The organism is Micromonospora sp. IBHARD004, from assembly GCF_052814115.1.
The window spans coordinates 3,283,002-3,307,119 of the sequence record NZ_CP199934.1; the positions used below are offsets into that span (position 1 = coordinate 3,283,002).

The 24,118-nt window shown below is 71.3% G+C and carries 21 protein-coding genes; 14 read left to right on the plus strand and 7 right to left on the minus strand.

What is annotated here, in order from left to right:
- The 8 genes from qcrC (at position 1) to ACTWO6_RS15990 (ending at position 10,536) form a co-directional block, all read left to right on the plus strand.
- Positions 1 to 798 (plus strand): cytochrome bc1 complex diheme cytochrome c subunit, encoded by a 798-nt coding sequence (gene qcrC / locus ACTWO6_RS15955; RefSeq protein WP_446220394.1) that lies wholly within the window; start codon positions 1 to 3, stop codon positions 796 to 798.
- Positions 795 to 1,658, plus strand: a complete 864-nt coding sequence (locus tag ACTWO6_RS15960; RefSeq protein WP_446220395.1) for a QcrA and Rieske domain-containing protein — start codon at positions 795 to 797, stop codon at positions 1,656 to 1,658. The genes qcrC and ACTWO6_RS15960 overlap by 4 nt, the downstream gene beginning before the upstream one ends.
- Positions 1,655 to 3,427 (plus strand): cytochrome bc1 complex cytochrome b subunit, encoded by a 1,773-nt coding sequence (qcrB, locus tag ACTWO6_RS15965; RefSeq protein ID WP_446220396.1) that lies wholly within the window; start codon positions 1,655 to 1,657, stop codon positions 3,425 to 3,427. The genes ACTWO6_RS15960 and qcrB overlap by 4 nt, the downstream gene beginning before the upstream one ends.
- Before the next feature lie 263 nt (positions 3,428 to 3,690).
- On the plus strand, positions 3,691 to 5,457 hold the full coding sequence (locus ACTWO6_RS15970) for a thiamine pyrophosphate-dependent enzyme (RefSeq protein WP_446220397.1): 1,767 nt from the start codon (positions 3,691 to 3,693) through the stop codon (positions 5,455 to 5,457).
- Positions 5,454 to 8,564, plus strand: a complete 3,111-nt coding sequence (locus tag ACTWO6_RS15975) for an FAD-binding and (Fe-S)-binding domain-containing protein (protein WP_446220398.1) — start codon at positions 5,454 to 5,456, stop codon at positions 8,562 to 8,564. Before ACTWO6_RS15970 ends, ACTWO6_RS15975 begins: the two co-directional genes overlap by 4 nt.
- A 6-nt stretch (positions 8,565 to 8,570) precedes the next feature.
- Positions 8,571 to 9,647, plus strand: coding sequence for an enolase C-terminal domain-like protein (locus ACTWO6_RS15980; RefSeq protein WP_446220399.1), 1,077 nt, complete (start codon positions 8,571 to 8,573; stop codon positions 9,645 to 9,647).
- Between the two features lie 58 nt (positions 9,648 to 9,705).
- Positions 9,706 to 10,149 carry a PPC domain-containing DNA-binding protein gene (locus tag ACTWO6_RS15985; RefSeq protein ID WP_446220400.1) on the plus strand — a complete coding sequence of 148 codons (444 nt, stop codon included), beginning with the start codon at positions 9,706 to 9,708 and terminating at the stop codon, positions 10,147 to 10,149.
- A 33-nt stretch (positions 10,150 to 10,182) separates the two neighbouring features.
- A complete protein-coding gene (locus tag ACTWO6_RS15990) occupies positions 10,183 to 10,536 on the plus strand; it encodes a TraR/DksA family transcriptional regulator (RefSeq protein WP_446220401.1) in 354 nt (117 codons plus the stop codon).
- Between the two features lie 251 nt (positions 10,537 to 10,787).
- Here the strand turns inward: ACTWO6_RS15990 and ACTWO6_RS15995 are convergent, their stop codons facing one another.
- From ACTWO6_RS15995 to ACTWO6_RS16010, 4 genes are all read right to left on the minus strand, one after another.
- Positions 10,788 to 11,531, minus strand: a complete 744-nt coding sequence (locus ACTWO6_RS15995) for an MBL fold metallo-hydrolase (protein ID WP_446220402.1) — start codon at positions 11,529 to 11,531, stop codon at positions 10,788 to 10,790.
- Between the two features lie 264 nt (positions 11,532 to 11,795).
- Positions 11,796 to 12,869 carry a CapA family protein gene (locus tag ACTWO6_RS16000; protein ID WP_446220403.1) on the minus strand — a complete coding sequence of 358 codons (1,074 nt, stop codon included), beginning with the start codon at positions 12,867 to 12,869 and terminating at the stop codon, positions 11,796 to 11,798.
- 270 nt (positions 12,870 to 13,139) lie between these two features.
- The gene (locus ACTWO6_RS16005; RefSeq protein WP_446220404.1) at positions 13,140 to 14,492 is read right to left on the minus strand and encodes a transaminase; all 1,353 of its coding nucleotides are present in this window, start codon (positions 14,490 to 14,492) and stop codon (positions 13,140 to 13,142) included.
- A 194-nt stretch (positions 14,493 to 14,686) separates the two neighbouring features.
- On the minus strand, positions 14,687 to 15,046 hold the full coding sequence (locus ACTWO6_RS16010) for a DUF4326 domain-containing protein (protein ID WP_446220405.1): 360 nt from the start codon (positions 15,044 to 15,046) through the stop codon (positions 14,687 to 14,689).
- 169 nt (positions 15,047 to 15,215) lie between these two features.
- On the opposite strand from ACTWO6_RS16010, the gene ACTWO6_RS16015 reads away from it, so the two are divergent.
- Both ACTWO6_RS16015 and ACTWO6_RS16020 read left to right on the plus strand, forming a co-directional pair.
- Positions 15,216 to 15,539, plus strand: coding sequence for a S8 family serine peptidase (locus ACTWO6_RS16015; protein WP_446220406.1), 324 nt, complete (start codon positions 15,216 to 15,218; stop codon positions 15,537 to 15,539).
- 51 nt (positions 15,540 to 15,590) lie between these two features.
- Positions 15,591 to 15,713: a hypothetical protein gene (locus ACTWO6_RS16020; protein WP_446220407.1), complete on the plus strand. Its 123-nt coding sequence runs from the start codon at positions 15,591 to 15,593 to the stop codon at positions 15,711 to 15,713.
- A 129-nt stretch (positions 15,714 to 15,842) separates the two neighbouring features.
- Here ACTWO6_RS16020 and ACTWO6_RS16025 read toward each other — a convergent pair whose 3' ends face one another.
- Complete coding sequence (locus ACTWO6_RS16025) at positions 15,843 to 17,126, minus strand: hypothetical protein (protein WP_446220408.1); 1,284 nt, start codon at positions 17,124 to 17,126, stop codon at positions 15,843 to 15,845.
- 476 nt (positions 17,127 to 17,602) lie between these two features.
- Between ACTWO6_RS16025 and ACTWO6_RS16030 the strand changes: the two genes are divergently transcribed.
- Together ACTWO6_RS16030 and ACTWO6_RS16035 are read left to right on the plus strand one after the other, a co-directional pair.
- Positions 17,603 to 18,676 (plus strand): L,D-transpeptidase, encoded by a 1,074-nt coding sequence (locus ACTWO6_RS16030; protein WP_446220409.1) that lies wholly within the window; start codon positions 17,603 to 17,605, stop codon positions 18,674 to 18,676.
- A gap of 176 nt (positions 18,677 to 18,852) precedes the next feature.
- On the plus strand, positions 18,853 to 18,978 hold the full coding sequence (locus tag ACTWO6_RS16035) for a hypothetical protein (RefSeq protein ID WP_446220410.1): 126 nt from the start codon (positions 18,853 to 18,855) through the stop codon (positions 18,976 to 18,978).
- A 226-nt stretch (positions 18,979 to 19,204) separates the two neighbouring features.
- Here ACTWO6_RS16035 and ACTWO6_RS16040 read toward each other — a convergent pair whose 3' ends face one another.
- Positions 19,205 to 20,758, minus strand: a complete 1,554-nt coding sequence (locus tag ACTWO6_RS16040; RefSeq protein WP_446220411.1) for a GH25 family lysozyme — start codon at positions 20,756 to 20,758, stop codon at positions 19,205 to 19,207.
- Positions 20,759 to 20,889: 131 nt separating this feature from the next.
- Positions 20,890 to 21,204 carry a hypothetical protein gene (locus ACTWO6_RS16045; RefSeq protein ID WP_446220412.1) on the minus strand — a complete coding sequence of 105 codons (315 nt, stop codon included), beginning with the start codon at positions 21,202 to 21,204 and terminating at the stop codon, positions 20,890 to 20,892.
- On the opposite strand from ACTWO6_RS16045, the gene ACTWO6_RS16050 reads away from it, so the two are divergent.
- Together ACTWO6_RS16050 and ACTWO6_RS16055 are read left to right on the plus strand one after the other, a co-directional pair.
- Entirely contained in the window at positions 21,198 to 21,494 is a 297-nt protein-coding gene (locus ACTWO6_RS16050) for a hypothetical protein (protein ID WP_446220413.1), read from the plus strand. The genes ACTWO6_RS16045 and ACTWO6_RS16050 overlap by 7 nt on opposite strands.
- Positions 21,495 to 22,437: 943 nt before the next feature.
- Positions 22,438 to 24,114, plus strand: a complete 1,677-nt coding sequence (locus tag ACTWO6_RS16055) for an ABC transporter substrate-binding protein (RefSeq protein ID WP_446220414.1) — start codon at positions 22,438 to 22,440, stop codon at positions 24,112 to 24,114.
- The last annotated feature ends 4 nt before the right edge of the window (positions 24,115 to 24,118 follow it).

Below are 24,118 nucleotides of genomic sequence, written 5' to 3' on the forward strand. Positions count from 1 at the left end.
GTGCGGCGACCACGAGTGGCGACGGTCCTGCCCGACCCGCACCCGCGCCGGGCCCTCGCGGTGGGCGCGGCGCTGGTGCTCGCCGCCGGACCGGTGGCCCTCACCCCCGTACGGACACCGGCGGGCTCGGCGGCCCCGGCCGCCGCTGCCCCGGCCTCCGGCGACCGCGGCACCCAGCTCTACCTGGAGCACTGTGCGAGCTGCCACGGCGCGCAGGGACAGGGCGCACAGCGGGGGCCGTCCCTGATCGGCGTCGGCCCCGCCTCGGTGGACTTCCAGGTCTCGACCGGACGGATGCCGTTGTCGCACGAGGTGCAGCAGGCGCGCCGCCGGGAACCGGTGTTCTCGGCCGAAGACATCTCGGCGCTGGTCGATCACGTCGCCAGCTTCGGTGGCGGGGGGCCGCAGATTCCCCGGGTCGCGCCGGGCGATCTGGTCTCCGGCCGGGAGATCTTCGCCGCCAACTGCGCACCCTGCCACGGGGCGACGGGCGCGGGCACCGCGCTGACCAACGGATGGATCGCCCCGCCGCTGTACGACAGCACCGCCGTGCAGGTGGCGGAGGCGGTTCGGGTCGGTCCCGGCCTGATGCCGGTCTTCCCCAGCCAGGTGCTCGACGACCGGCAGGTCGACGACCTGGCCGCCTACGTGCAGCGGCTGCGGGGCGAGCGGCTGGACCGGGGCGGCAACCCCCTCGGCCGGCTGGGCCCGCTCGCCGAGGGACTGGTCGCCTGGCTGGCCGCCCTGGGTCTGCTGGTGGCCGCCGCCCGGTGGCTGGGCCGGAGGGCAGGGGAGTGAGCGGCCGGCGCCCGTCGGCGACCGAGCGGGCCGCGAGCCGCCGGATCGTCGCCGCGTTCGGTGTCAGCGCCGCCGGGGCGGTGGGCTTCGCCGTGACGTACGGGCTGGGCGGAAACACCGCGAGGGAGGGGATCTGCCTCGCGGTGGCCTTCGCCGGGCTGGCCGTGGGCCTGGCCGTCTGGGCGCGACGGCTCGTGCCGGCCGGCGGGTACGTCGAGGAACACGAGGGCTTCACCCCACCTCCGACGGAGCAGGCGATGACCGCCGCGGTGCTGACTGCGGCGGACAGTCCGGTACGCCGGCGGGGCCTGCTCGCCGCGCTCGGGCTGGCGCTGACCGCGCTCGGCGCCGCGGCGCTGTTCCCGCTGCGCTCCCTGCTGCCGTTCGACCGGGCCCGCCCGCTGCGGGCACTCAAGGACACGCCCTGGGGAGCGGGTGTGCGGCTGGTCGACGCCGACGGGCGGCCGTTGCGGCCGGACGACGTACCCGCGGACACGGTGGTCGCGGTGTTCCCCGAGGGCAACGTCGACGCCGGGGACGGCCCCGCCTTCGCGGTACGCCTCGAACCGCAACGCTTCTCCCGGCCGCCCTCCGGGGGACACCTGGACGGCCTCGTCGTCTGGTCACTGCTCTGCACGCACGCCGGCTGTCCCGTCCGGGTCTACCTGAAGGGCACCGGGCAGCTGCTCTGCCCCTGCCACCAGTCGTCGTTCGACCTGCTGGCGGGTGCCCGGCCGGTGGCCGGGCCGGCGGCCCGGGCGCTGCCCGGGCTGCCGATCGAGGTCGGCCCCGACGGCTTCCTCCGCGCGACCGGTGACTTCACCGCCCCGCCCGGCGCCGGGTTCTGGAGCTCGCCGTGATCACCGACCGGCTGGCCCGGGCGCTGGACGACCGGCTGCGGCTCTCCCCGATCACCCGCCGGGCGCTGGCGAAGGTCTTCCCCGACCACTGGTCGTTCATGCTGGGCGAGATCGCGCTCTACTCGTTCGTAGCGCTGCTCCTCACCGGCGTCTACCTGACCTTCTTCTTCGACGCCAGCAACGCGGACCGGGTCTACCACGGCGACTACGCCCCGCTGGACGGCGCCACCACCTCCGCCGCGTACGCCTCGACGGTCCGGCTCAGCTGGGACATCCGGGCCGGCCTGCTGATCCGGCAGACCCACCACTGGGCGGCGCTGGTCTTCGTCGCGGCGATCGTCCTGCACCTGTCCCGGATCTTCTTCACCGGGGCGTTCCGCAAACCCCGCGAGCTCAACTGGCTGATCGGCGTGACGATGCTGACCCTCGCCCTGGCCAACGGGTTCACCGGCTACTCCCTGCCGGACGACCTGCTCTCCGGCGTGGGCCTGCGGATCCTCACCTCGGTGGTGGAGTCGATCCCCCTGGTCGGGGCGTGGCTGGCCGCCCTGGCCCTGGGCGGGGAGTTCCCCTCCGACGCGATGATCCCCCGGATGTTCGTCGCCCACGTGCTGCTCGTGCCGGCCGTCCTCGTCGCCCTGATCTCCCTGCACCTGGGCATCCTGGTGCGGCAGAAGCACAGCCAGTTCCCCGGACCGGGGCGCACCGAGCACAACGTGGTCGGCTCCCGGCTGTGGCCGAGCTACACGCTGCGTTCGCTCGCCCTGTTCGCCTGGCTGCTGGCGGTGCTGTTCGCGCTCGGCGGCCTGGTCCAGATCAACCCGGTCTGGCTCTACGGCCCCTTCGAACCGGCCCAGGCCACCTCGCCCGCGCAGCCCGACTGGTACGTCGCGTGGGGCGACGGCGCCCTGCGCCTCTTCCCGCCCTGGGAGTTCCGGATCGCCGGGCACCTCGTTCCGGGCCCGCTCTTCCCCGGCGTGGTGCTCGGCGGGGTGACCTTCCTCGCCCTCTACGCCTGGCCGTTCGCCGAACGGGTCCGTACGAAGGACCGCAGGGCGCACCACCTGCTCGACCGGCCCCGGGACCACCCGGTCCGCCTCGGCGTCGGGGTCGGCGCGCTGACCTTCTACGCGGTGCTGACGGTCGCCGCGGGGGACGACATCATCGCCCGGCTGGTCCGGGTGCCCGTCTACGACCTGCTGTCGCTGTTCCGGGTGTTGGTGCTCGTGCTGCCGCTGCTCGCCGGGCTGCTCGCGTTCCTGGTCGCGCGGGCGCTGCGGCGCGGCGACGCCGCCGGTGTCGGCGGGCTCACCCGCGCGGACCTGCGCCGGGCCGCACACCGGTCGGCCCGGCCGCCCGAAGCCGACTCCGGTGAGTCGGAGACGCCCGCCCGGGACCGGCCGGGGGAGCGGATCGAGATGTGGCCGGAGGGCGACCTGTGGCGTTGGCGCTACCGGGACGAGGACCGGCACGTCGTGCTCACCGGTAACCGGGCGGTGCTGTCGGAGGAGGAGGCCGCCTCGGCGGCCCGGCTCGCGTACCCCGGGGTGGACCGGGTCGTGGTGCCCGGGCCGCCCCCGGCCCCGCCGCCCGGTCCGGTCCGCGCCGCCCTACGTCGGTGGGGACGCGCGGCAGCCGCCGGGTCGCTGCTGGTCGCGGCCCTCCTGCACCGCCGTCGGGACCGGCGGCGACAGGAGCGCGAGCGGGCGGAGCAGGCGGCACCGCCGGAGGCCGCGGACAAGGCGTCGACCGGTGGCGGGCGGACCTGAGACGTGTGGTGCGCCCCGGCGCGTCGGCAGCCTGCCGGAAAATGCATCGGGTCGGACGTTTGGGACGAATGGGCAGGGGTAGCTGCCGGAACATCGGCACGTCCGGGCGGCCGCCCGGGACAGCTCGACGCCGTCCTGCCGCAGCGCGCGCGTCCGTACGCGATCGACGCGCCACACGGGCCGGCGTCGGTAGTCACCGGCGGCATGCAGGCCGGCACCAGCGGGGGCCGAGAACGCGGGAACTCCAGATCAGGAGGCGTGACGTGCAGGAGATCGTGGGCGAACGCCTGGCCCGACGACTGGTGGAGTGGGGCGTCGACACCGTCTTCGGGCTGCCGGGTGACGGCATCAACGGGCTGATGGAGGGTTTCCGCCGGCAGCGGGAGAAGCTGAAGTTCGTACTGGTGCACCACGAGGAGGCCGCCGCCTTCATGGCCACCGGCTACGCCAAGGCCACCGGCCGGCTCGGTGTCTGCTGCGCCACCTCCGGTCCGGGGGCCATCCACCTGCTCAACGGGCTGTACGACGCCAAGCTCGACCACGTGCCGGTGCTGGCCATCACCGGCATGCAGGAGACCTCGGTGTTGGGCGCGCACTACCAGCAGGAGGTGCACACCATGCTGCTCTACCAGGACGTGGCGGCCTACAACCAGATGGTGACCAACCCGCAGCAGGTGCCCGGGGTGGTCGACATCGCCATTCGGCACGCCCTGGCGATGCGGACCGTCGCGCACCTGACCTTCCCGAACGACGTGCAGGTCGCCACGGCCGGCGAGGACCCCTACCGGCACGTCAGCCCGGGGGAGCCGCCGACGAGCAGCACGGTGGTGTCGCAGTCCCCGATGGCGGCGGCGCCGGCCGACCTGGCCCGCGCGGCGGAGGTGCTCAACGCCGGGAACAAGATCGCCATGCTGGTCGGCGTGGGGGCGCGGGAGGCGCGGGACGAGGTGCTGGCGGTGGCGGAGGCGCTGGCCAGCCCGATCGTCAAGACGCTGCCCGGCAAGATGGTGGTGCCCGACGAGCACCCGCTCACCACCGGCGGCCTCGGGCTGCTCGGCACGCGGCCGAGCGAGGAGCTGATGGAGGAGTGCGACACGCTGCTGATGGTGGGCACCTCCTTCCCGTACGGGAAGTACCTGCCGTCGCCCGGCCAGGCCCGGGTGGTCCAGATCGACATCGACGCCAGCCTGATCGGCATGCGGCTGCCGGTGGACGCCGCGGTGACCGGCGACGCCCGACTGGCGTTGCAGCAGCTGCTGCCGATGCTCCAGGCCCGCACCGACCGGGCCTTCCTGACCAGGTACCAGCAGGAGCGGGACAGGTGGCGCTCGGAGATGGTCGCGTTGCAGGACCCGGCCCGAAACCCGATCGCCCCGCAGTACCTGATCAGCTGCGTGGACGAGGCGGCCGCCTCGGACGCCATCCTGACCTGCGACTCCGGCACCATCGCCACCTGGGCGGCCCGGCATTGGACCATCCGCGGCGACCGGGAGCTCTACCTCTCCGGCAATCTCGCGACGATGGCGCCCGGGCTGCCGTACGCGATCGCGATGCAGCACGCGCACCCGGGCCGGCAGGTGATCGCGTTCGTCGGGGACGGCGGGTTCGCCATGCTGATGGCCGAGTTCCTCACCGCCGTGCGGCACAACCTGCCGATCAAGGTGGTCATCAACAACAACAACTCGTACGGCCAGATCCTCTGGGAGCAGATCGTCCTCGGCTACCCCGAGTACGCGGTACGGCACCGGCAGCCAGAGGCGGACTTCGCCGCCTGGGCGCGGGCCTGCGGCGGGTACGGCGCCAAGGTCACCGACCCCAAGGCGCTGCCCGGGGCGATCCGGGAGGCCCTCGCGCATCCCGGCCCGGCGCTGGTCGACTGCGACGTCAACCCGAACGAGCCGCCGATGCCCGGCAAGGTGAAGTACGACCAGGCGAAGTACTTCACCGAGGCGTTCCTGCGTGGGCAGCCGCACAAGGCAGCCACCCTGGCGACGGTGGCCCGCGACAAGATCAACGAGCTGCGGTCATGAGCGAGCGAACCGGCGTGGTGTCCCTGCCCGAGCCCCTCCTGCGCCCGCCCGAGCCGGCCGAGGGCACCGACCTGGCCGCGCTCGCCGCGGACCTGCGGGCCGAGGTGGATGGCGAGGTGCGCTTCGACGCCGGCGCCCGGGCGGCGTACGCCACCGGCGGCTCCAACTACCGCGACGTGCCGCTCGGCCTGGTGGTGCCACGTACCGTCGAGGCGGCGGTGGCCGCCGTCGCCACCTGCCGGCGGCACGGGGCGCCGGTGCTCTCCCGGGGCGGCGGTACCAGCCTCGGTGGGCAGGTCACCAACGTGGCGGTGATCATCGACTGGTCGAAGTACTGCAACAGGTTGCTGGAGGTCGACCGGGAGGCGCGTACCTGCCTGGTCGAGCCGGGCATCGTGCTCGACACGCTCAACGAACTGCTGGCACCGGAGGGACTGGAGTTCGTCCCACGACCGTCCACCCACAGCCACTGCACCGTCGGCGGGATGATCGGCAACAACTCGTGTGGAGCGTCGGCGCAGCGCGGCGGCAAGGTGGTCGACAACATCGTCGACCTGGAGGTGCTGCTCTATGACGGCACCCGGATGTGGGTCGGCGAGACCACCGAGGAGCGGTACGCCGAGATCCAGCAGCGCGGTGGCCGCCAGGCCGAGATCTACCGCCAGTTGCGGACGCTGCGGGACGAGTACCTGGCGGAGATCCGCGCCCGCTATCCGGACATCCCGCGCCGGGTCTCCGGCTACAATCTGGACAGCCTGCTGCCGGAGAAGAACTTTCACGTGGCGCAGGCGCTGATCGGTTCCGAGGGCACCCTCGTCACCGTGCTGCGGGCGCGGCTGAGGCTGCTGCCGGTGATCCGGGCCAAGTCACTCGTGTTTCTGTCCTACCCGGACATCGGCGCCGCGGCCGACGACGTACCCCGGATCCTGTCGCACGACCCGGTCGCGATCGAGGGCATCGACGACAAGCTGATCAACTTCGAGAAGCGCAAGCACCTGCATCCGGAGGCCCTGCACAAGCTGCCCGAGCACGGCGCCTGGCTGATGGTGCAGATGGGCGGCGACACCATCGAGGAGGCGGCCGCCGCCGCCGACCGGATGGTGACCGCGCTGCGCGGCGACGGCGCCTCCGGCGTGCACCGGTTCGACGACGAGGCCGACGAGGAGCAGATGTGGCTGGTGCGCGAGTCCGGACTCGGTGCCACCGCGCGCGTACCGGATGAGCCCGACACCTGGGAGGGCTGGGAGGACTCGGCGGTCGCCCCGGACCGGCTGGGCGACTACCTGCGGGACCTGGACCGCCTGTTCCGGGAGTACGACTTCGATCAGGCCGCGCTCTACGGCCACTTCGGGCAGGGCTGCGTACACACCAGGATCCCGTTCCGGCTGACGACCGCGGACGGGGTACGCCAGTTCCGCTCGTTCGTGGAGCGGGCCGCCGACCTGGTGCTGTCCTACGGTGGCTCGTTCTCGGGCGAGCACGGCGACGGGCAGGCCCGCGGCGAACTGTTGGTGAAGATGTTCGGCGACCGGCTGATCCGCGCGTTCGGGCAGCTCAAGGCGATCTTCGACCCGGACGACCGGATGAATCCGGGCAAGAAGGTCGCCCCCTACCCGCTGGACAGCCACCTCCGACTCGGCGTCGACTTCCACCACGGCGAGGTGGAAACCCAGTTCCGCTACCCCGACGACTCCGGCAGCTTCGGCCGGGCGGTGCTGCGCTGCGTCGGGGTCGGCATGTGCCGGCGGCAACACGGCGGGGTGATGTGCCCGTCCTACATGGTCACCCGGGAGGAGGAGCACTCCACCCGGGGCCGGGCCCGGTTGCTCTTCGAGATGCTCGACGGCACGGCTCGGGGCGGCACCATCGGCGACGGCTGGCGGTCCGAGGCCGTTCGGGACGCCCTCGACCTCTGCCTGGCCTGCAAGGGCTGCAAGGCGGACTGCCCGGTCAACGTGGACATGGCGACGTACAAGGCGGAGTTCCTGTCCCACCACTACCAGGGTCGGTTGCGGCCCCGCGCGCACTACTCGATGGGCTGGCTGCCGGCGGTGGCGGTGGCGGCCGGGCTGGCGCCCCGGGTGGTCAACGCGCTGACCCAGGCCCCCGGGCTGAGCCAGCTGGCAAAGTTCGTGGGCGGAATCGACCGGCACCGAGAGATTCCGCTCTTCGCCCCGGAATCCTTCCAGCGGTGGTTCGCCGACCGCACCCCGGGCGGGGACGGCTCGCGCGGCGAGGTGCTGCTGTGGCCCGACACCTTCACCAACCACCTGCACCCCGGCGTCGCGCAGGCGGCGGTGGAGGTGCTGGAGGCGGCCGGCTGGCGGGTGCGGGTGCCGGAACAGCCGGTCTGCTGCGGGCTGACCTGGATCTCCACCGGGCAGCTCGGCGTCGCCAGGAAGGTGCTGCAGCGGACCGTCGAGGTGCTGCGACCCCACCTGCGCGCCGGCACCCGGGTGGTGGGTCTCGAACCCTCCTGCACGGCGGTGTTCCGCAGTGACGCCCACGAGCTCTTCCCCGCCGACGAGGACGTCACCCGGCTGCGCGAGCAGACGGTAACCCTGGCCGAGCTGCTGCACGACCACAGCCCGGGGTGGCGCCCGCCGTCGCTGCCGGCGCACGCGCTGATCCAGACCCACTGCCACCACCATGCGATCCTCGGCACCGCCGCCGACCAGGCGGTGCTGCGGGACGCCGGGGTGCGGGCGGACTTCCTCGACTCCGGCTGCTGCGGCCTGGCCGGCAACTTCGGCTTCGAGCAGGGGCACTACGAGGTCTCCGAGGCCTGCGCCGAGCGGGTGCTGCTGCCGGCCCTGCGGGACGCCGCCGACACCGACGTCATCCTCGCCGACGGCTTCAGCTGCCGTACCCAGGTCGAGCAGGGCGCCTCCGGCGGCCGCACGGCGATCCACCTCGCCGAGCTGCTCCGCGCCGGCCTGCACTCCGACGAGGTGCCGACCCGGCCGGAACGCCGGTGGGCGAAGCGCCCGGCCCGGCCGTCCCTGGCCGCGAGGTGGCTCGCCGCCGGGGCGGTCGGCCTGGCCGCGCTCGCCCCGGTGGCCGCGCTCGCCGCACTCGCCGCGCGGGCCGCCCGGAAGGCGCGGTGACCGACGGTGCGCCTGACCGCGGCGGCGTACCAGGTGCCGACCGACGCGCCGGAGGGCGATGGCACCCTCGCCTGGGACAGCACCACCATGGTTCTGGTCCGGGCCGAGGCCGACGGACAGGTCGGAGTTGGTTGGACGTACGGGCCGACGGCCGTGGTCCCGGTCGTGACCGACCTGCTCGCCCCGGTGGTCGCCGAGCTCGAACCGGACGACGTGCCGGCCGTCTGGTCGGCCATGCAACGACAGCTGCGCAACGCCGGCCGCCCCGGGGTCGCCGGGCTGGCGCTCTCCGCCGCCGATTGCGCGGTCTGGGACCTGAAGGCCCGCCGGCACGGGCTGCCGCTGGCCCGGCTGCTCGGCACCGCCCGCCGCCAGGTGCCGGTGTATGGCAGCGGCGGGTTCACCACCTACGACGCGCAGGCGCAGCACCGGCGGTTGTCCGAGTGGGTGCACGACGAGGGCATCCCCCGAGTGAAGATCAAGATCGGTGAGTCGTCGGGGAGTGAGGTGTCCCGCGACCTCGCCCGGATGGCCGCCGCCCGGCGCACCATCGGCGACGCCGAGCTGTACGTCGACGCCAACGGCGCCTACCGGCGGAAGCAGGCTGTCCGGGTGATGCGGTCCGCCGCCGACCTCGACGTGCGCTGGTACGAGGAGCCGGTCAGCTCCGACGACCTGCCAGGGCTGGGACTGGTCCGCGACCGGGTGCTGCCCGACGTGGCGGCGGGGGAGTACGGCTACGACCTGGCCTACTTCCACCGGATGGCGCCCTACGTCGACTGCCTCCAGATCGACGTCACCCGGTGCGGCGGGATCAGCGAGTTCCTCCGCGCCGCCGCGGTGGCCGCCGCCGCGGGGCTGGAGGTGTCCGCGCACTGTGCGCCGCATCAGCACCTGCCGGTCGCCGCCGCGGTGCCGAACCTGCGGCACGTGGAGTGGTTCCACGACCACGTGCGCATCGAGGCGACGCTGTTCGACGGCGCGGTCGGGGCGACCGGCGGCCTCGCTCCGGTGAACCTCGACGCCCCGGGCATCGGGCTCGACCTGCGGACCGTGCAGGCCGAGCCGTACCGGGTGGCCTGACGCGGGACCGGGACGGCCGACCGGTCGGCGGTCGGCCGAGAGGGACAGGAGGAGACGGATGAAAGTTCAAGAGGTGCACCACCAGACCCGGCGGGTCCTGGTGGTGGTCTGCGACAAGGGCGAGGAGGCGGTGGCCACCATCGGCCGGGCCCTGACCGCCCAGGGCGTACGGTCCGGCCAGGTGACCGCCGTCGGCGGGTTCTCCGGCGGCGAGGTCGGCTACTTCGACCGGGACCGGGGCGACTATCTCCGGATCCCGATCGGCGGGCAGGTCGAGGTGCTGTCGCTGCTCGGTGACGTGGCCGAGCGGGACGGCGAGCCGGTGCTGCACGTGCACACGGTGCTCGGCCGACCCGACGGCAGCACCCTCGGCGGGCATCTGCTGCACGGTGAGGTGTGGCCCACCCTGGAGGTCGTCATCACCGAGGTCGCGCCCGAACTGGCCAAGCGGGTGGACCCGGAGACCGGCCTCGCCCTGATCGCCGCCGCCCCGCCGCGCTGACCGGCGGTGGGCAGCCGCCTGAGGGGTAGGAAGGTGGAGTTGGGTATGAATGCCGGATCGTCGCGGGAGGCTCTGCGGCGCGCGCGCGACGAGGCCGAGTTGCTGATCGCATCGTTGACCCGCGATCTGAACGGCGTCATCGACGCTTCCCTCTCCTCGAACGCCGATGACGAACACGATCCTGAAGGCGCGACCATCGCGTTCGAGCGGGCACAGGTCGCCTCGCTGCTGGCCGGCGCGCGGCGACGCCTCGCGGACCTGGATGCCGCGTTGGAACGACTGGACGTGGGCACGTACGGCACGTGTGAGCGATGCGGCTTGCCGATCCCGGCGGAACGGCTTGCGGTACGGCCGTCCGCGCGTACCTGCGTCAACTGCGCCAGCTGAGACCCTGTCACCCTCGGCGCGCGAACACTCGCGCTTCAGATTGGCAGCTTGGTCGGCCGTCGGTATCCGACGATGCGTAACACCCGGCGGCAGTGGATCACCGTCGTCAACGACGAGCCCGGTGTGATTCGAAAATCCGGAACTGCCACGGGTCGCGCGATCATAGCCGACGGGTGCGCGTTCGTGAACTCTGACGGAGCGAAGGTCTGTCCGGCGTGGACGCGCGTCCGAAGCCGAGGAAAAGCCGGGGTCTAGCGAAGGTCCAGGACCAGGTCAGCAGTGGCGACGCCGACCTCACCGTCGTACCTGTCACCGGCCGCGGCTCGCGCAGCCGCCGGATCCGTGCCTGGCCAGAGGTGGGTCATTAGTAGGTGTCTGGCGCCGGCATCCGCGGCCAGCCGACCTACCTGGCGAGCGCTCGACAGGTAGCGCCGCGAGTCCTCCGGCACCTGATCCACGTAGGTGGCCTCGGCCAGCAGCAGGTCAGCATCGCGTGCCAGTTCCACCACGTCGGGGCTCGGGCCGGTGTCACCGGTGTACGCGAGAACCCGGTCGCCCGCAGTCAGCCGTACGCCGGCATTTGGCACCCAGTGCGGCAGCAGGCGGGTCTCGGCGCGGAACGGGCCGATGTCGAGGCGGCCGCCGACGGTGAGCTCGTGCAGAACGTAGGCGGTAGCCAGCATCCCGGGGCGGTCCAACGCCAACACCGCATCCAGCGCGCCAGGCAGTGCGTACACCGGTAGCGGCGCCGGCGGATCATCGCGTAACGCTCGCGCCCGCAGCAGCGGGTTCAGGTCGGCGCAGTGATCGGGATGTCCGTGGCTGATGAACACCGCGTCGACCTGGTCCGCGGTGATCTGTCCCAACAGCCGCGGCACGGTCGCATAGCCGAGGTCGACGAGCAGCCGAAACCCGTCGTGTTCCACGAGGTAGCCGCTGCATGCCTGGCCCGCCTCCGGCCATGCACCGCACCCGCCGAGAACCCTCAACCGCATCTGAAAAACTCTATCGGCCGGTTCGCCAACTGTGCCAGTTCACTCGTGGCGCAGGCCGGTGCTCGAACATCCTCAACTGCGGCAGACCGCGGCCCGAGCCACTGCCCCGTGTCGACCAGGCGAGCAGCGAATGACGGGCCGGTCCCGGCCGTCGCCGTACGCCTTGCTGCCCGCATCAAACGAGCGGGTCGACTCCGGTCAACGCCAGTTGCCGGCAGGCCGTGTTGATGGTGAACCCGGAGGCGGAGTCGGCAGTGCCGTTGGCTAGCGCGACCGCGCGGTCGGTGTCGCGGCGAGTCCGGTGCAGGCGTGTAGCTTCGCGTACTCGTGGGAGATTCGGGCCGCGTCCTCCCCATCGGCGAGTTGGGGCTGGCCGGTACGCCGAGAGATCAACGCCGGCACGAACTCGGTCTTCACGGTCGCCGATCCGTGCAGGGTCACCCGCAGCACGCCCGTGTCGTTGCTGTAGGCGTCGTCCCGCCACCACAGGAAGTTGCCCAGTCCGTACTGGACGAAGGTCCTGCCCATCCAGCCCTCGCCGAGCAGCAGATGGGCGTGGGTGCCGACAACGATGTTGGCGCCGGCCTCGGCCATCGCACCGGCGAACTCACGCGCCTCGGCAGGTGGGCACGATTCGCCCTCCACGCCCCAGTGGACGTACACGACGATCACGTCGGCGTGCTGCCGGGCGGCCTGCACCGCCGCGACCGCGCGGCTGAGGTCCCGCGTCATCGCGATGCCGGCCCGGGCGTCCGTGGCCTTCCACGACGACCACAGCTCGGAGACCTGGCTGAAGGCGAGAAACGCCACTGTCGTGCCGCGTACCTCGGTGATCCACGGCGCGTACGCCGTCGCCGCGTCGACGCCTGCCCCGACAGCCGGGACCCCGCTGGCCTTGGCCGCATCCAAGGTGTCGCTCAGCCCCACCCGCCCGTAGTCCAGGGTGTGATTGTTCGCGATCGCCACGACGTCGACGCCGGCCGCCTTCACCGCGTCGTACGCGTTCGCCGGCGCACGGAAGTGGAACTCCTTCGGCTCCGGGGTGCCCCGTGTGGTGACCGCGGTCTCCAGGTTGACCATCGCGAGGTCTGCGGCGGACAGCGTGGACGAGATCGACCCGAAAGCGGTTGCCGGGTTGCCCAGCAGGCCAGCCGTTCGGCCGGCGAAGTGCACGTCGCCCGCGAAGGCCAACGTGATCTCGGCGGGTCCAGCCTGCGACGGGGACGCCGCCACCGAGGCGGATCGGGCGGGTGCACCGGCCTTCGGGGCCGGTGCGGAATCGCATGCAGCCAGGGTCAGGGTCGCCGCCACCGCGACGAGGGATCGTGCCCAGTTCACTCGCGGCAGCTTACGGCGGAAGCGGCTGACGCTCGGCCTACTTGGGCAGAACTGGTCGAGCGGACCTGTCGTGCCTGACCGGACCTGGTGGGCCAGCACCGGGCAGGTGCCGGGCGGCTCGACGGTGCGTGACCACCTCCGGCAGCACGACGGCTGCGTCAGCCCCGACCCGTGCGGGCATGACCAGCGGAGAGCCGCAGTTCTCGGCCCGGCCGCCGATCCCGCAACGCGCGGCGCCCGGCCGGGTGACCTGCCGAGCCGGCGCGGCGGTCAGCCGATCAGCTCGCCGAGCGCATCGGCGAACGCCTCGTGGTGGCGCGCCACGTCGTCGGTGGTGGTCTGCGGGCACATCAGGGCCATGTTGTGGAACGGGGTCAGCAGGATGCCCCGGTTGGCCAGGTAAGCGTGCAGGTAATCCTCGAGCTCGGCATCGGCGTGCGCCGCCGACGCTCCGCCGGTGCGCGGGGCGGGGGAGACGAACCGGTACTCCACCCGCGCGCCGAGCTGGTTGACCGACCAGGGCAGGCCGTACTCGTGAATGATCTTCTGGGTGCCGGTGGCGAAGGCGGTGGCGACGTCGATCATGCCGGCGAACGCCGCGTCGGTGAGCACCTGCTCGAGGGTGGCCCGGGTGGCGGTCAGCGACAGCGGGTTACCCGCCAGGGTCCCGCCGACGCCACCCATGTCGACCAGGTCGAGGTCGGTGCGGCCGCTCAGCGCCGCCGACACCGCCGCGGACAGCCCGTACGCCCCGACGGGGATCCCGCCGCCGATCGCCTTGCCGATGGTGACGACGTCGGGATCCAGGCCCCACGCCGCGGTCGCGCCACCCGGGCCGGCCGAAAAGGTGTGGGTCTCGTCGTTGATGAGGTAGGTGCCGTGCTCACGGGTCAGCTCCCGGACACCGGCCAGGTACCCCGACTCGGGCAGGACGATGCCGATGTTGGTCAGCGCCGGCTCCATCAGCACGACGGCGACATCGCCGTGGGCAAGTTCCCGGGCCAGGCCCTCGAGGTCGTTGAACTCCGCCACCCGGCTCGTCTGGGTCACGTCGTAGGGCGCGCCGACGTTCCCGTCGCGGCTGCGCGCCTGCCCGTCGGGTCCGACCACGATGAGCGACTCGTCGACCGACCCGTGATAGCAGTAGCTGTTGACCAGGATCCGCGGTCGTCCGGTGACGGCCCGCAGCAGCCGGATCGCCCACCGGTTGGCGTCGGTGGCGGTGAGGGTGAAGCTCCAGAGCGGCAGCCCGAAGCGACGGGCCAGCTCGGCGCCGACGGCGGCGGCCTCCTCGGTGGGCAGCATCGTGCTCGCGCCGCCCAAGTCGGCCAGGCGCCGCGTGACGGCCTCGACCACCGGCGCCGGGGAGTGCCCCGCCATCGCGGCCGTGTCACCGAGGCAGAAGTCGATGTACTCGTGCCCGTCAATGTCGCTCACCCGTGCGCCGCGGGCCCGGTCGAGGTGGATGGGAAAACCGGCGGCGCTCTTGTTCATCCAGGTCATCGGGACCCGGCCGAAGAGGTGATCGGCCCGAGCGTACGCGGCGGCCGAGCGGGGGTGCCGGTCTTCGAATGTCGCCCGCTCGCGGGCCAGCAGCGCGGTGACGCGGGTGCGGTCGAGCATCCTGTGACTCCTGAATCCGTCGGCGAGGCCTCACGCTACCAACGATTACGTCGGTAAACCATGGCTGAGGCGACCGAATCAGTAGCCTCGGTGGCTGCGGCGGATCGGGGTGGTGGAGCGTCGATCAGCCGGTTGAGCCGTGGTCGAAGTCGCTCATGCCCGGCCGGGCTCCTGAGGTGCCGGTCGAGCATCGGTCAGCCGGAGGGCGGCGGCAGGGAGTCGGCGAGTTCCGCGATCACCTCGGCGTGGCAGCGTTCCGGTACGCACCAGCAGCCGAGTCTGCGCCCGCGCAGGTCCGGGAGGAGGGCAAGGAGCTCGGGGCGGCCGAGCAGGTACCCGCGGTACTTCTCGATCACCTCGTCCCGGGTGCCGTCGGGGCCGGGGCGGTACGGGCTGGCCAACGGGGAGTCCGGGAGGCGCCAGCCGCCGCGATAGATGGCGCGCCCGACGTAGACCACGTCGGCGTACGCCGGGTCATCGCGGTGGCCCGCCAGGTTGACGACCGTGGTTGGCCCGGCGGCCTGGCTCCCATCGGGTTGAGCAGGTGGTGTCACTGGCTCGTTGCTCCTTGCCTGTGCTGCCGCCGATCGCGGGATCAGGGAAGCGTGACCGCGAGGATATCGACCGGGCGGATGCCCGGAGGCGAGCTGAGCATGGTGGCGGCCGCGTCCGTTGGCGCTGCCGGGCTCCCAGGCCCTCACCCTCACCGGGCTCGAGTCCGACGTGACCGAGGCGATCGCGTACGCGCAGACGAAGGGCGTCGCCGTCATCGCCGCGGCCGGCAATGAGACAGCCCCCCTGTGCGACGTGCCGGCCTGGGAATCCGGCGCTCTCTGCGTCGCCGCCACCGACCGGAACGAGGTGAAGGCGTGGTACTCCAACCTGGGCACGAAAGCCGACCTGAAGGCCGTCGCCGCCCCTGGTGGCGCGGGCCTCGTCAACTGCGACGACGACGTGTGGTCCAGCGTCCCGGTGGGCACCGGCTCGGCCGCCTGCGGGCAGCGCGACTACGACGCCTACGCCGGCACTTCGATGGCGACGCCCTAGTTCTCCGGAGTCGCGGCCCTGCTCTTCGCCCAGGGGCGCAGCCTCGACAACGTGTACCCGGTGCTGATGTCGACCGCCCGCACCCCGGTCGCCGGCCTGCGCGGCGTCTACTCGCCGGCGTACGGCTGGGGCATCGTCGACGCTCAGGCCGCCGTGGCCGCGCCCCGCACCTGACACGCCGACCGGGACGGCCCGGCCGCGACCAGGCACCCAGTCCCAGCTCGGGAACAACACCCTGAGCTGGGGCTTCCCCCTCTGCCGCGCTGACTCCAGGCCTCTCCGAAGCCGCGGCGCAGGCGAGACTCAGGGGGTGGCTGATGGACAGAGCAGCCGCTCCGCCACTGGTGGCCGTAGCGGGCCCACACAACGGTTGATCAGAGGGGGATGCGGCGACGGTCGTCCGGTGGTCCGGGCTGGATCTGTGGTCGGATCCGGGGTCGTGGTCGGGGTCGGTGTCGTGGTCGGGGCCGGACCGGTGGTCGGCGCAGTAAGGGGGGTCGGGGCCAGCCCGGTGGTCGGGGCCGGAGGGGCAGCCGGGCCCGTGGCCGCGACCACCGATGCGGCGGAGGTGGCCCAATTCGTCGGACGCTGGCGGGGGATCGGTCCGGCTACGCCCGGCACGCCGTCGCTAGCCGGAGCTGCCGGCGCGCCGGTCGGCGACGCGGCCGTGCCGCTGTCCGGAGCCACCGGCTCGTCAGGGCTCCTCAGAGCGGTGGCGCCGATGGCGTGCCGCACGCCGGTGGCGGTGCCGCTTGCGCCTGCGTCCGCCCGGTACGGCAGGTCGGCGTGCCCCGTCCCGAACGTGCCGGCAGGCAGCGTCGCGAATGTCAACGCGACGACCGCGGCGACGATGGCCGCCCGGCGATCGGGACGCAGCGCGGTCAGTGGGGCGTGGTCCGGCTCGGCCGGTGGCGGTGGCGCCGGCCGAGCGCGCCCGTGGGCGTCGCGCAGTGCGTCGACCTGCGCGGCGATGGCGGCGCGCTGCCCGGTGGCGGCGGCGAAGGCGAGGGTGAGGTAGAAGCGGAAGTTCACGGTCGCCGGGGCCGGCACCAGCAGCCCGGTCAGCCGATTCCCGTCCGTGGTGTGCAGCAGGGTGATGGGGACGTCGGGGTGGTGCGCGGGCCCCACCATGCCCGCGTATGTCCACTCCCGCTGGCCTTCCCGCCCGGAGAAGGCCACCCGACGGTCGGTTACGACGGCCATGCCGGCGTCGACGACGCGCAGGCCCCGCGGCAGGGCGCCGCCGGGTGCATCGATGCTGCTCGCGGCGATGGTGAGCCCCGGCGTGGGTAGTCCGGAGACGTGCCGTGCGTCGGCCTCGACCAGTTCCGCCGCCGGCAGCACCCGGTAGACGACCTCGTCGTCGTCGAGGTCCATCGGCAGCCCGGTCCGCGGCTGCGTGTAACCGAGGAACCCGGCGGCCTCGAGCCGCAGCCGGATCAGCTGGTCGTTGCGTCGGTGCCAGGCCTCGGTCCTGGTGTCGTGCGCGCGGCGTCGCCGGTCGGTCTCGCGTTCCGCCCAGGTGATGCGCCATCGGGGCAGCGCCGCCGACGGGATCGTGTCGATGGCGGGTGATTTCGCCGTCACGCCCGGTACAACCGCTCGCGCGCCGTCCAGGAAACGCGCCGGGATCGATACTTCCCTTTGTTTGCGATAGGAGAAGGTTGAGCCGCGGCAGGGCGTCGGCCGAGACGGTGAGGGCCGGCGGGCAGACGCCGTTGGGCGGTTGCCGCCGCATGCACGGCGGCAGCGACTCGTAGGAGAACTCGACGACGGCCACGACGAGGAGCAACCGGTCGTTGTCACGGGACTACGGTGCGGCCGGTCTGGGCCGTTGGGTGGAGAAAGACAAGGACGTGGTGCCGACTCCCCTGACGCGCCGTCGGCAAGTACTCTCCCGGGCGGAGAGGAACGCGATGATCAGTCGACGAAAGTTGATCGCCACCGGTCTGGGTGTCACGGCCGGCCTGGTGACGGCGGGTTGCAGCGGTGGGTCGCCGTCCGGAGCCACGTGGTCGCAGCCCGGTCTGGCTGTGGCGAGTGCGCCCGCGGGCGAGGTGCGAGTGACCGTCACCCCGGCTGCCGATGCGACCAAGGTGTCGCCGCTCGAGCAGGTCGTCGTGGCGGTGGAGGGCGGCACGCTCAAGGACGTCTCGGTGGCCACGGGGGGCAAGACCGTCGCCGGCAAGCTGGGCAGCGACGGTCAGACGTGGCGTTCGACCGGCAAGCTGGCCTATGGCAAGACCTACACGGTCACCGTGTCGGCGGCCGACTCCGCCGGGGCGCTGACCCGGCACACGAGCAGCTTCCGCACTGTCAAGCCGTCCGGGGTCGCTGCCGTCACGTTCCAGGTCAACGCGCTGGCCGCCCTCCAGGACGGCGGCACGTACGGGGTCGGTCAGCCGGTCATGGTGAACTTCAGCAGGCCCGTCAAGAACCGCGCCGAGGCCGAGAAGGCGATGCTGGTGGAGACCACGCCGGCCGTCGAGGGACGGTGGCGTTGGATCGACGGCCAGAACGCGCACTGGCGGCCGGCGAGGTACTGGACCCCGGGCACGAAGATCTCGGTGAAGGTCAACCTCTTCGGCCGTGATCTCGGCAAGGGCGTCTACGGTGGCGCCAACGCCAGCACGCACTTCACCATCGGCCCGTCCCGTATCGCCATCGCCGACGCCAGCACCCACCGGATGAAGGTGTACATCGACGGCAAGATGGTGCGGGACGTCCCGATCAGCATGGGCAAGGGCGGCACCACCGTGGGCGCGAACGGGGAGGTCATCAGCTACTGGACGCGCTCCGGCCCGCACGTGGTGATGACCCGGGAGTCCTCGCACCGGATGACCTCCGCCAGCTACGGGATCGTCGATCCCGAGGATCCCAACTACTACGACGAGGTCATCAAGCTCTGTCTGCGGATCTCGTACTCGGGCGAGTTCGTCCACTTGGCTGACTGGAACATCGGTGCGCAGGGCAACCGGAACACCTCGCACGGTTGCATCAACGTCGGACCGGCCGATGCCCGATGGTTCTACGAGACGTTCCGGCTCGGCGACGTGGTCGATGTGCGCAACACTCCTCGACGGATGGCGCTCACTGACGGGGTGGGCGACTGGACCGTACCGTGGGACAAGTGGTGACCAGAGGCGCCACGGCACGGCCCGGTGAGCCGTTTCCTAGTAGGCGGTTCCACCGCTGGCCGGCTCGTCGAAGGGAGAGCACCCGGTCTGAAAGCCGGGCGGTGATGTGGGCTCGATGCGCCACGTTCGGCGTCGCGGGCCCACCGTCTGAGCGGCAGCCGGACAGCCTCGGGCGGGTGATGACCACCGTCCTTGCCGGGGCCGCAGCACGCCGATGCGATGCGCATGACGGCGACGGCCTGCGTGATCCGATCGAGGTCGATGCCGCACGACGCGATGGTCGACGGCCGGTGCGCACGTAGGCGGAGGCGTTTCGGTCACGATCTTCTGATCCTCCAGCGGATCCCATTCGCAGGGTGCCGCAGGTCACGGGAGGGCCGGTCCTGGTTCCGCTTCGAGTCACCTCGGGGGCCGTGGCCGGACCGGCAGATGCCCTAAAGTTGGCCGTCAGCGGCCGGCAGCGCACGGCCTGACGAGACTGATCCGGCGGGGGTCGGAACGGCGATCGATGTACGGCTGGACGGGCGGTCAACTGGTCAACCGGAGGAACTTCTCCCAGGAGCCGATGGCGGTCCGGTTGGCGATCAACGGCAGGGCACCGGCGTTCTCCGCGGTCACGTACCGGTTGTTCGCGTTGGCCAGCAGGCTGACCGTGCCATCGGCGTTGGTGATGATTCGGAACTTCTCCCATGACCCCACGGCTGTGCGGTTGGCGATCAGCGGCGAGGCACCGGCGTTCTCCGCCGTGACGTACCGGCCGTTGACCCGGGCGCGGAACGCCACGAATCCGCCCCCCACATCGATCTGGTCGAACTGCTCCGATGGGCCGGTCACGGTCCGGTTGGCGATCAAGGGGGAGGTGCCGGCGTTCTCCGCCGTGACGTACCGGAGGTTCACGTTGGCCAGCAGGTTGACAGGGACCTGCGGCGTGACGACGCGGAACTTCTCCCAGGAGCCGATGGCGGTCCGGTTGGCGATCAACGGCAGGGCGCCGGCGTTCTCCGCGGTCACGTACCGATTGTTCGCGTTGGCCAGCAGGCTGACCGTGCCATCGGCGTTGGTGATGATTCGGAACTTCTCCCATGACCCCACGGCTGTGCGGTTGGCGATCAGCGGCGAGGCACCGGCGTTCTCCGCCGTGACGTACCGGCCGTTGACCCGGGCGCGGAACGCCACGAATCCGCCCCCCACATCGATCTGGTCGAACTGCTCCCAGGGGCCGATCGCGGTCCGGTTGGCGATCAAGGCGGAGGCGCCGGCTTTCTCCGCGGTCACGTAACGGTTGTTGACGGTCGCCAGCAGGCTGGTCGCGGGACCGCCGAGCAGTCGGGCCAGAGACGCGTAGTCGCCCTTGAAGACGTCCAGATCGGGGGTGGAGAAGTCGGAGCCGGGGACGGGGGTGCCCGCGGCGTGCTGCCAGACGGCGAAGGACGACCAGCCGGCCGGTAACGGCGGCGGATTCTGTGAGTAGTTGGCGATGAACAACGGGTTCGCCGCGAAGCTCTGGCTGCTGGCCGTACAGGGATTCCACCAGTTCGTGTTGGTGTAGATCATGGCCTGCCGACCGGTGCGTACCGCGATCTCGGTGACGAAGTCCCGGATCCAGGCCACCAGTTGGGCGGGTGTCATGTTGTAGCAGTCGTTCAGACCCCAGTCGGCCCGGGGCCACTCGAGGTCCAGCATCGGCGGGAGGCTGCGTCCATCGGAGACGTAGGGGGCGAAGTCGAGCAGGACGTCCGCCTGCTGCTTGCCGCTGCTCAGGTCAGGGCGGGCGCGGTGGTACGCCCCGGTGTACACCCCGTTGGCCCGGGCACCGGCATAGTTGGTGGCGTAGAAGGGATCGGGATTGTTGTGGGACACCGCTCGCCCATCCTGCTCGCTGACCCGGATATAGGCGAACTTCGCGCCGCCCCGGGCTACCGCAGCCCAGTCGAGCGACGGTCCCTGGAAGTAGGACACGTCAACGCCGGTGATCGAGTATCCGGCCGGGGTGGGCAGCGCCTGGGCCGGCGACGCAACCCCGGCCAGCCCCACGAACCCCAACGCCGCACCCAGCAGAACAGCCAGACCTCTGCGTACCATGGCTCGCCTCCAGACACCGCCAGGGCGCTACGCCTCGTGTGGACGAAGCGTAACCGCGCACGGGACGCAGAGACATGGGCCAGTGGTCCTAGTTGCCAGCCGCCGGGCCGTTCGGATCGAGCGCGTCCCGGTCAGCGAACGATCGTGACGTTGAAGATCGGGGTGTTCAGCGGGTCCATCAGTCGTACCCAGATCGGCAGGACCATTTCGGCGCCCCACCATGAGCGCTGCGGTGAGGGGTTGAGGGACTTGACCACCTTCGAGTCGGGGAAGGCGCGCTGGATCTGTTCGCCCAGGCAGTCGGTGTTTTTGACAAACAGTGTCGGCGGGAAGCCCCGGGAGAAGTCGAGCGGGTGGCGGGCCGTGAACGTGAAGGCGCACTGCTGGGCTGTGAGGGTGGGACTTGCTGAGGGCCTCCACCATTCGGCACGGAGGAGGGGTGACATGGCAATTCCGGCGCGTCAGCGCGGCCTGCATCGGGGCCGCCACGACCGCCGTGGCCCTGCTGGCGATGGCCTCGCCAGCGCAGGCCGCCAAGGGCACCATCGGCGTGCGCGAGACCGTCTGCGCCGACTCGTTGTTCGTGCGCACCGCCCCGGGCGGTGCCTGGATGGGCACGCTGTATGCCGGCCAGACCTTCCTGGTGAAGGGCCCCAGGAGCAGCGGCTACATCTACGGCTTCGCCTACGGTCACGTCAACCGCAACGGCTGGGTACAGGACGGCTGGTTCTGCTGAACCAGCCGGCGCCGCCGGCTGTGCCGACCCACGTTGGCACAGCCCGCGGTTGACGTGTTCAGAGCCCCGCGGTTCGGCGGTATCCAGTGTCGGTCTCGTCAGCACTTCCGCGGTCAGTGTCCCCGGACGCGAACGGGGTGCGCATGCGGGTCATCGTGGCTGCGCTTATGTCTACGGTCCGCACGCGGTCGCGGTCGGTATCCCCGCTCTTCTCTGCGTCGAACGGATTCAGGGTGGGCGGCGTTATGTCTGTCAAGACGCACTCCAAGATGTACAGGGCAGCGCACAACGGATTCACTGGCAGCTGCAAGCCGGGTCGGGAGGCGGGTGGTTGGGCGGGCCATCGGCCATCGCATACCCGCTTCGACAGCTTACGCTCGCACGTCCTGTTGCAGGCGGTGAGGTGTGACCGGGTCATGGACCCTCGCGCCAGAGCGGGACCGCCGCCATTGCCGGCCAGGTGACGTTCACCTTACCGAGCAGGGCGGCGCTCTCGTCGCACCGCGCGCAACTGAACCCGGTCAGCTCAAGGCGCACCGACGGCAGGGGGGGCGACGTCACCCGTGGCATTCGCGCAATGGCCCCGCAGACCTCGGTCCCAGTCGGCTCCAACCCCGCGCTACACCAGCCGCCACAACGGGTGGCGCACGTCAACCTGGCGCAGCGCGCCTACATCCAGGCGCAATCTTCACGGCCGGGCGGTCGCTGCTCTTCCCGTGCCGGGGGAGCGGGTTGGGAGCAGCGGAGTTCCTGGGCACCGGGCGCTGGAGTGACTCGCAACGGCGCCACGGGTGTCCCGCCCGCGGCTGGCCGACCCCAACTACGGGTCGAATCTATCCATGATCATCGTGCCTGCGGACGCTCGGCGGCTACCTGAAGATCCCTTGCGCCATTCATCGTATACAACATACGCTCCCCGAATCGCCCACTTGAGGAGCTCCTTATGACGAACCTCTTCTTCAGCGAAACGAGCCGGCGGAGGCTCGCTCCACTCCGCGCCGCGGTGGCGGCGGTCGCTGTTGTCTGCACTGTCGTAGCCTGCTCGCCGGTGTCGGACAACGGGGGCAGCAGCCAGTCCGACGGGAACCAGTCGGCAGGCCAGGACTCCTTCGGTACGCCGGCGGACCCCGCTGCCGTGAAGGAAGGCGGCAAGCTGGTCATCGCCCTCTCCGCGGAGCCCGACGCGCTGGACCCGAGCATGTCGCGGAGCCTCTACTCGCGCTACGTCTTCCAGGCCATGTGCCAGAAACTCTACGACGTGAACGAGCAGGCGCAGGTGGTGCCGCAGTTGGCGACCGCCCTCCCCACTACCAGCAGCGACGGTAAGACGGTGACCATCCCGCTGCGCCAGGACGCGCGCTTCGCGGACGGAACGCAGCTCGACTCCGCTGCGGTGAAAGCCACCCTGCAACGAAACCTGACCCTCCCCAGGTCGGCGCGCAAGAGCGAACTCGGCCCCATCGAGACGGTCGACACGCCTGATGCCCACACCGTCGTCATTCACCTGAAGCAGCCGTTCGCGCCCCTGGCCGGAGCGTTGGCGGACCGCGCCGGCATGATCATGAGCCCGAAGGCGCTGAAAAGCCTGGGAGAGAACTTCGCCTCGGCGCCGGTCTGCGTCGGACCCTTCAAGTTCGCCAAGCGGGTGCCGCAGAACTCCATCGACGTCGTGAAGGACCCCAACTTCTACGACGCTGCCAAGGTCCACCTCGACGCCATCTCGTGGCACATTCTCAGCGACGCGAGCATCCGCGCTGCCAACCTGCGCTCCGGCGACGCCCAGGTCGCCGACAGCATCTCCACCCAGGATTTCGCCGCCTTGCGACAAGACGCCTCGGTCTCCGTCCTGCAGTCGCAGTCTCTCGGATACCAGGGGCTCACGTTCAACATCGGCAACGTCGACGGCGTCGGCACGACGCCCAAGCCCATCAACCGCCCCATCGCGCAGGACGCCAAGGTTCGACAGGCCTTCGAGCACGCCATCGACCGGAAGGCGCTGGTACAGGCCGTCTTCAACGGGCTCTTCGCGGCGGCCTGCTCGCCGATCTCTCCCGCGAGCCCGTTCTCGTCTCCGGAAGCGCAGACGTGCCCGGCGCACGATCCCGCCAAGGCCAAGCAGCTGCTCGCCGAGGCCGGCGTTCAGACGCCGTACCAGGTGACGATGCTCGCGTCGAACACGCCCGACACGCTGCGTCTCGCGCAGGCACTTCAGGCCATGGTCAAGGACGGCGGATTCGATCTGAAGATCAATCCGGTGGAGTACTCCTCTCTGCTCGACGAGCAGGACCGCGGCAACTTCGAGCTGCTGCAGCTGGGGTGGAGCGGGCGGATCGACCCGGACGCCAACATCACGAACTTCGTCGGTACCGGCGGAAGCCAGAACGTCTCCGGCTACAGCAACGCCCAGCTCGATGCTCTGCTGACCGAGGCTCGTCAGTCGAACGACGTCGAAGAGCGCAAGAAGCTGTACGGGCAGGCGGTGACGATTCTTCAGCAGGATGACGCGCTGATCTACCTCTACCGGCAGCGGAACCTGACGGCTGTCTCCAAGAAGGTGCAGGGTCTGCAGGTCTTCCCGGACGGCGTGATCCGAGCGGCCTTTGCCGGGTTCACCAAGTAGGTCC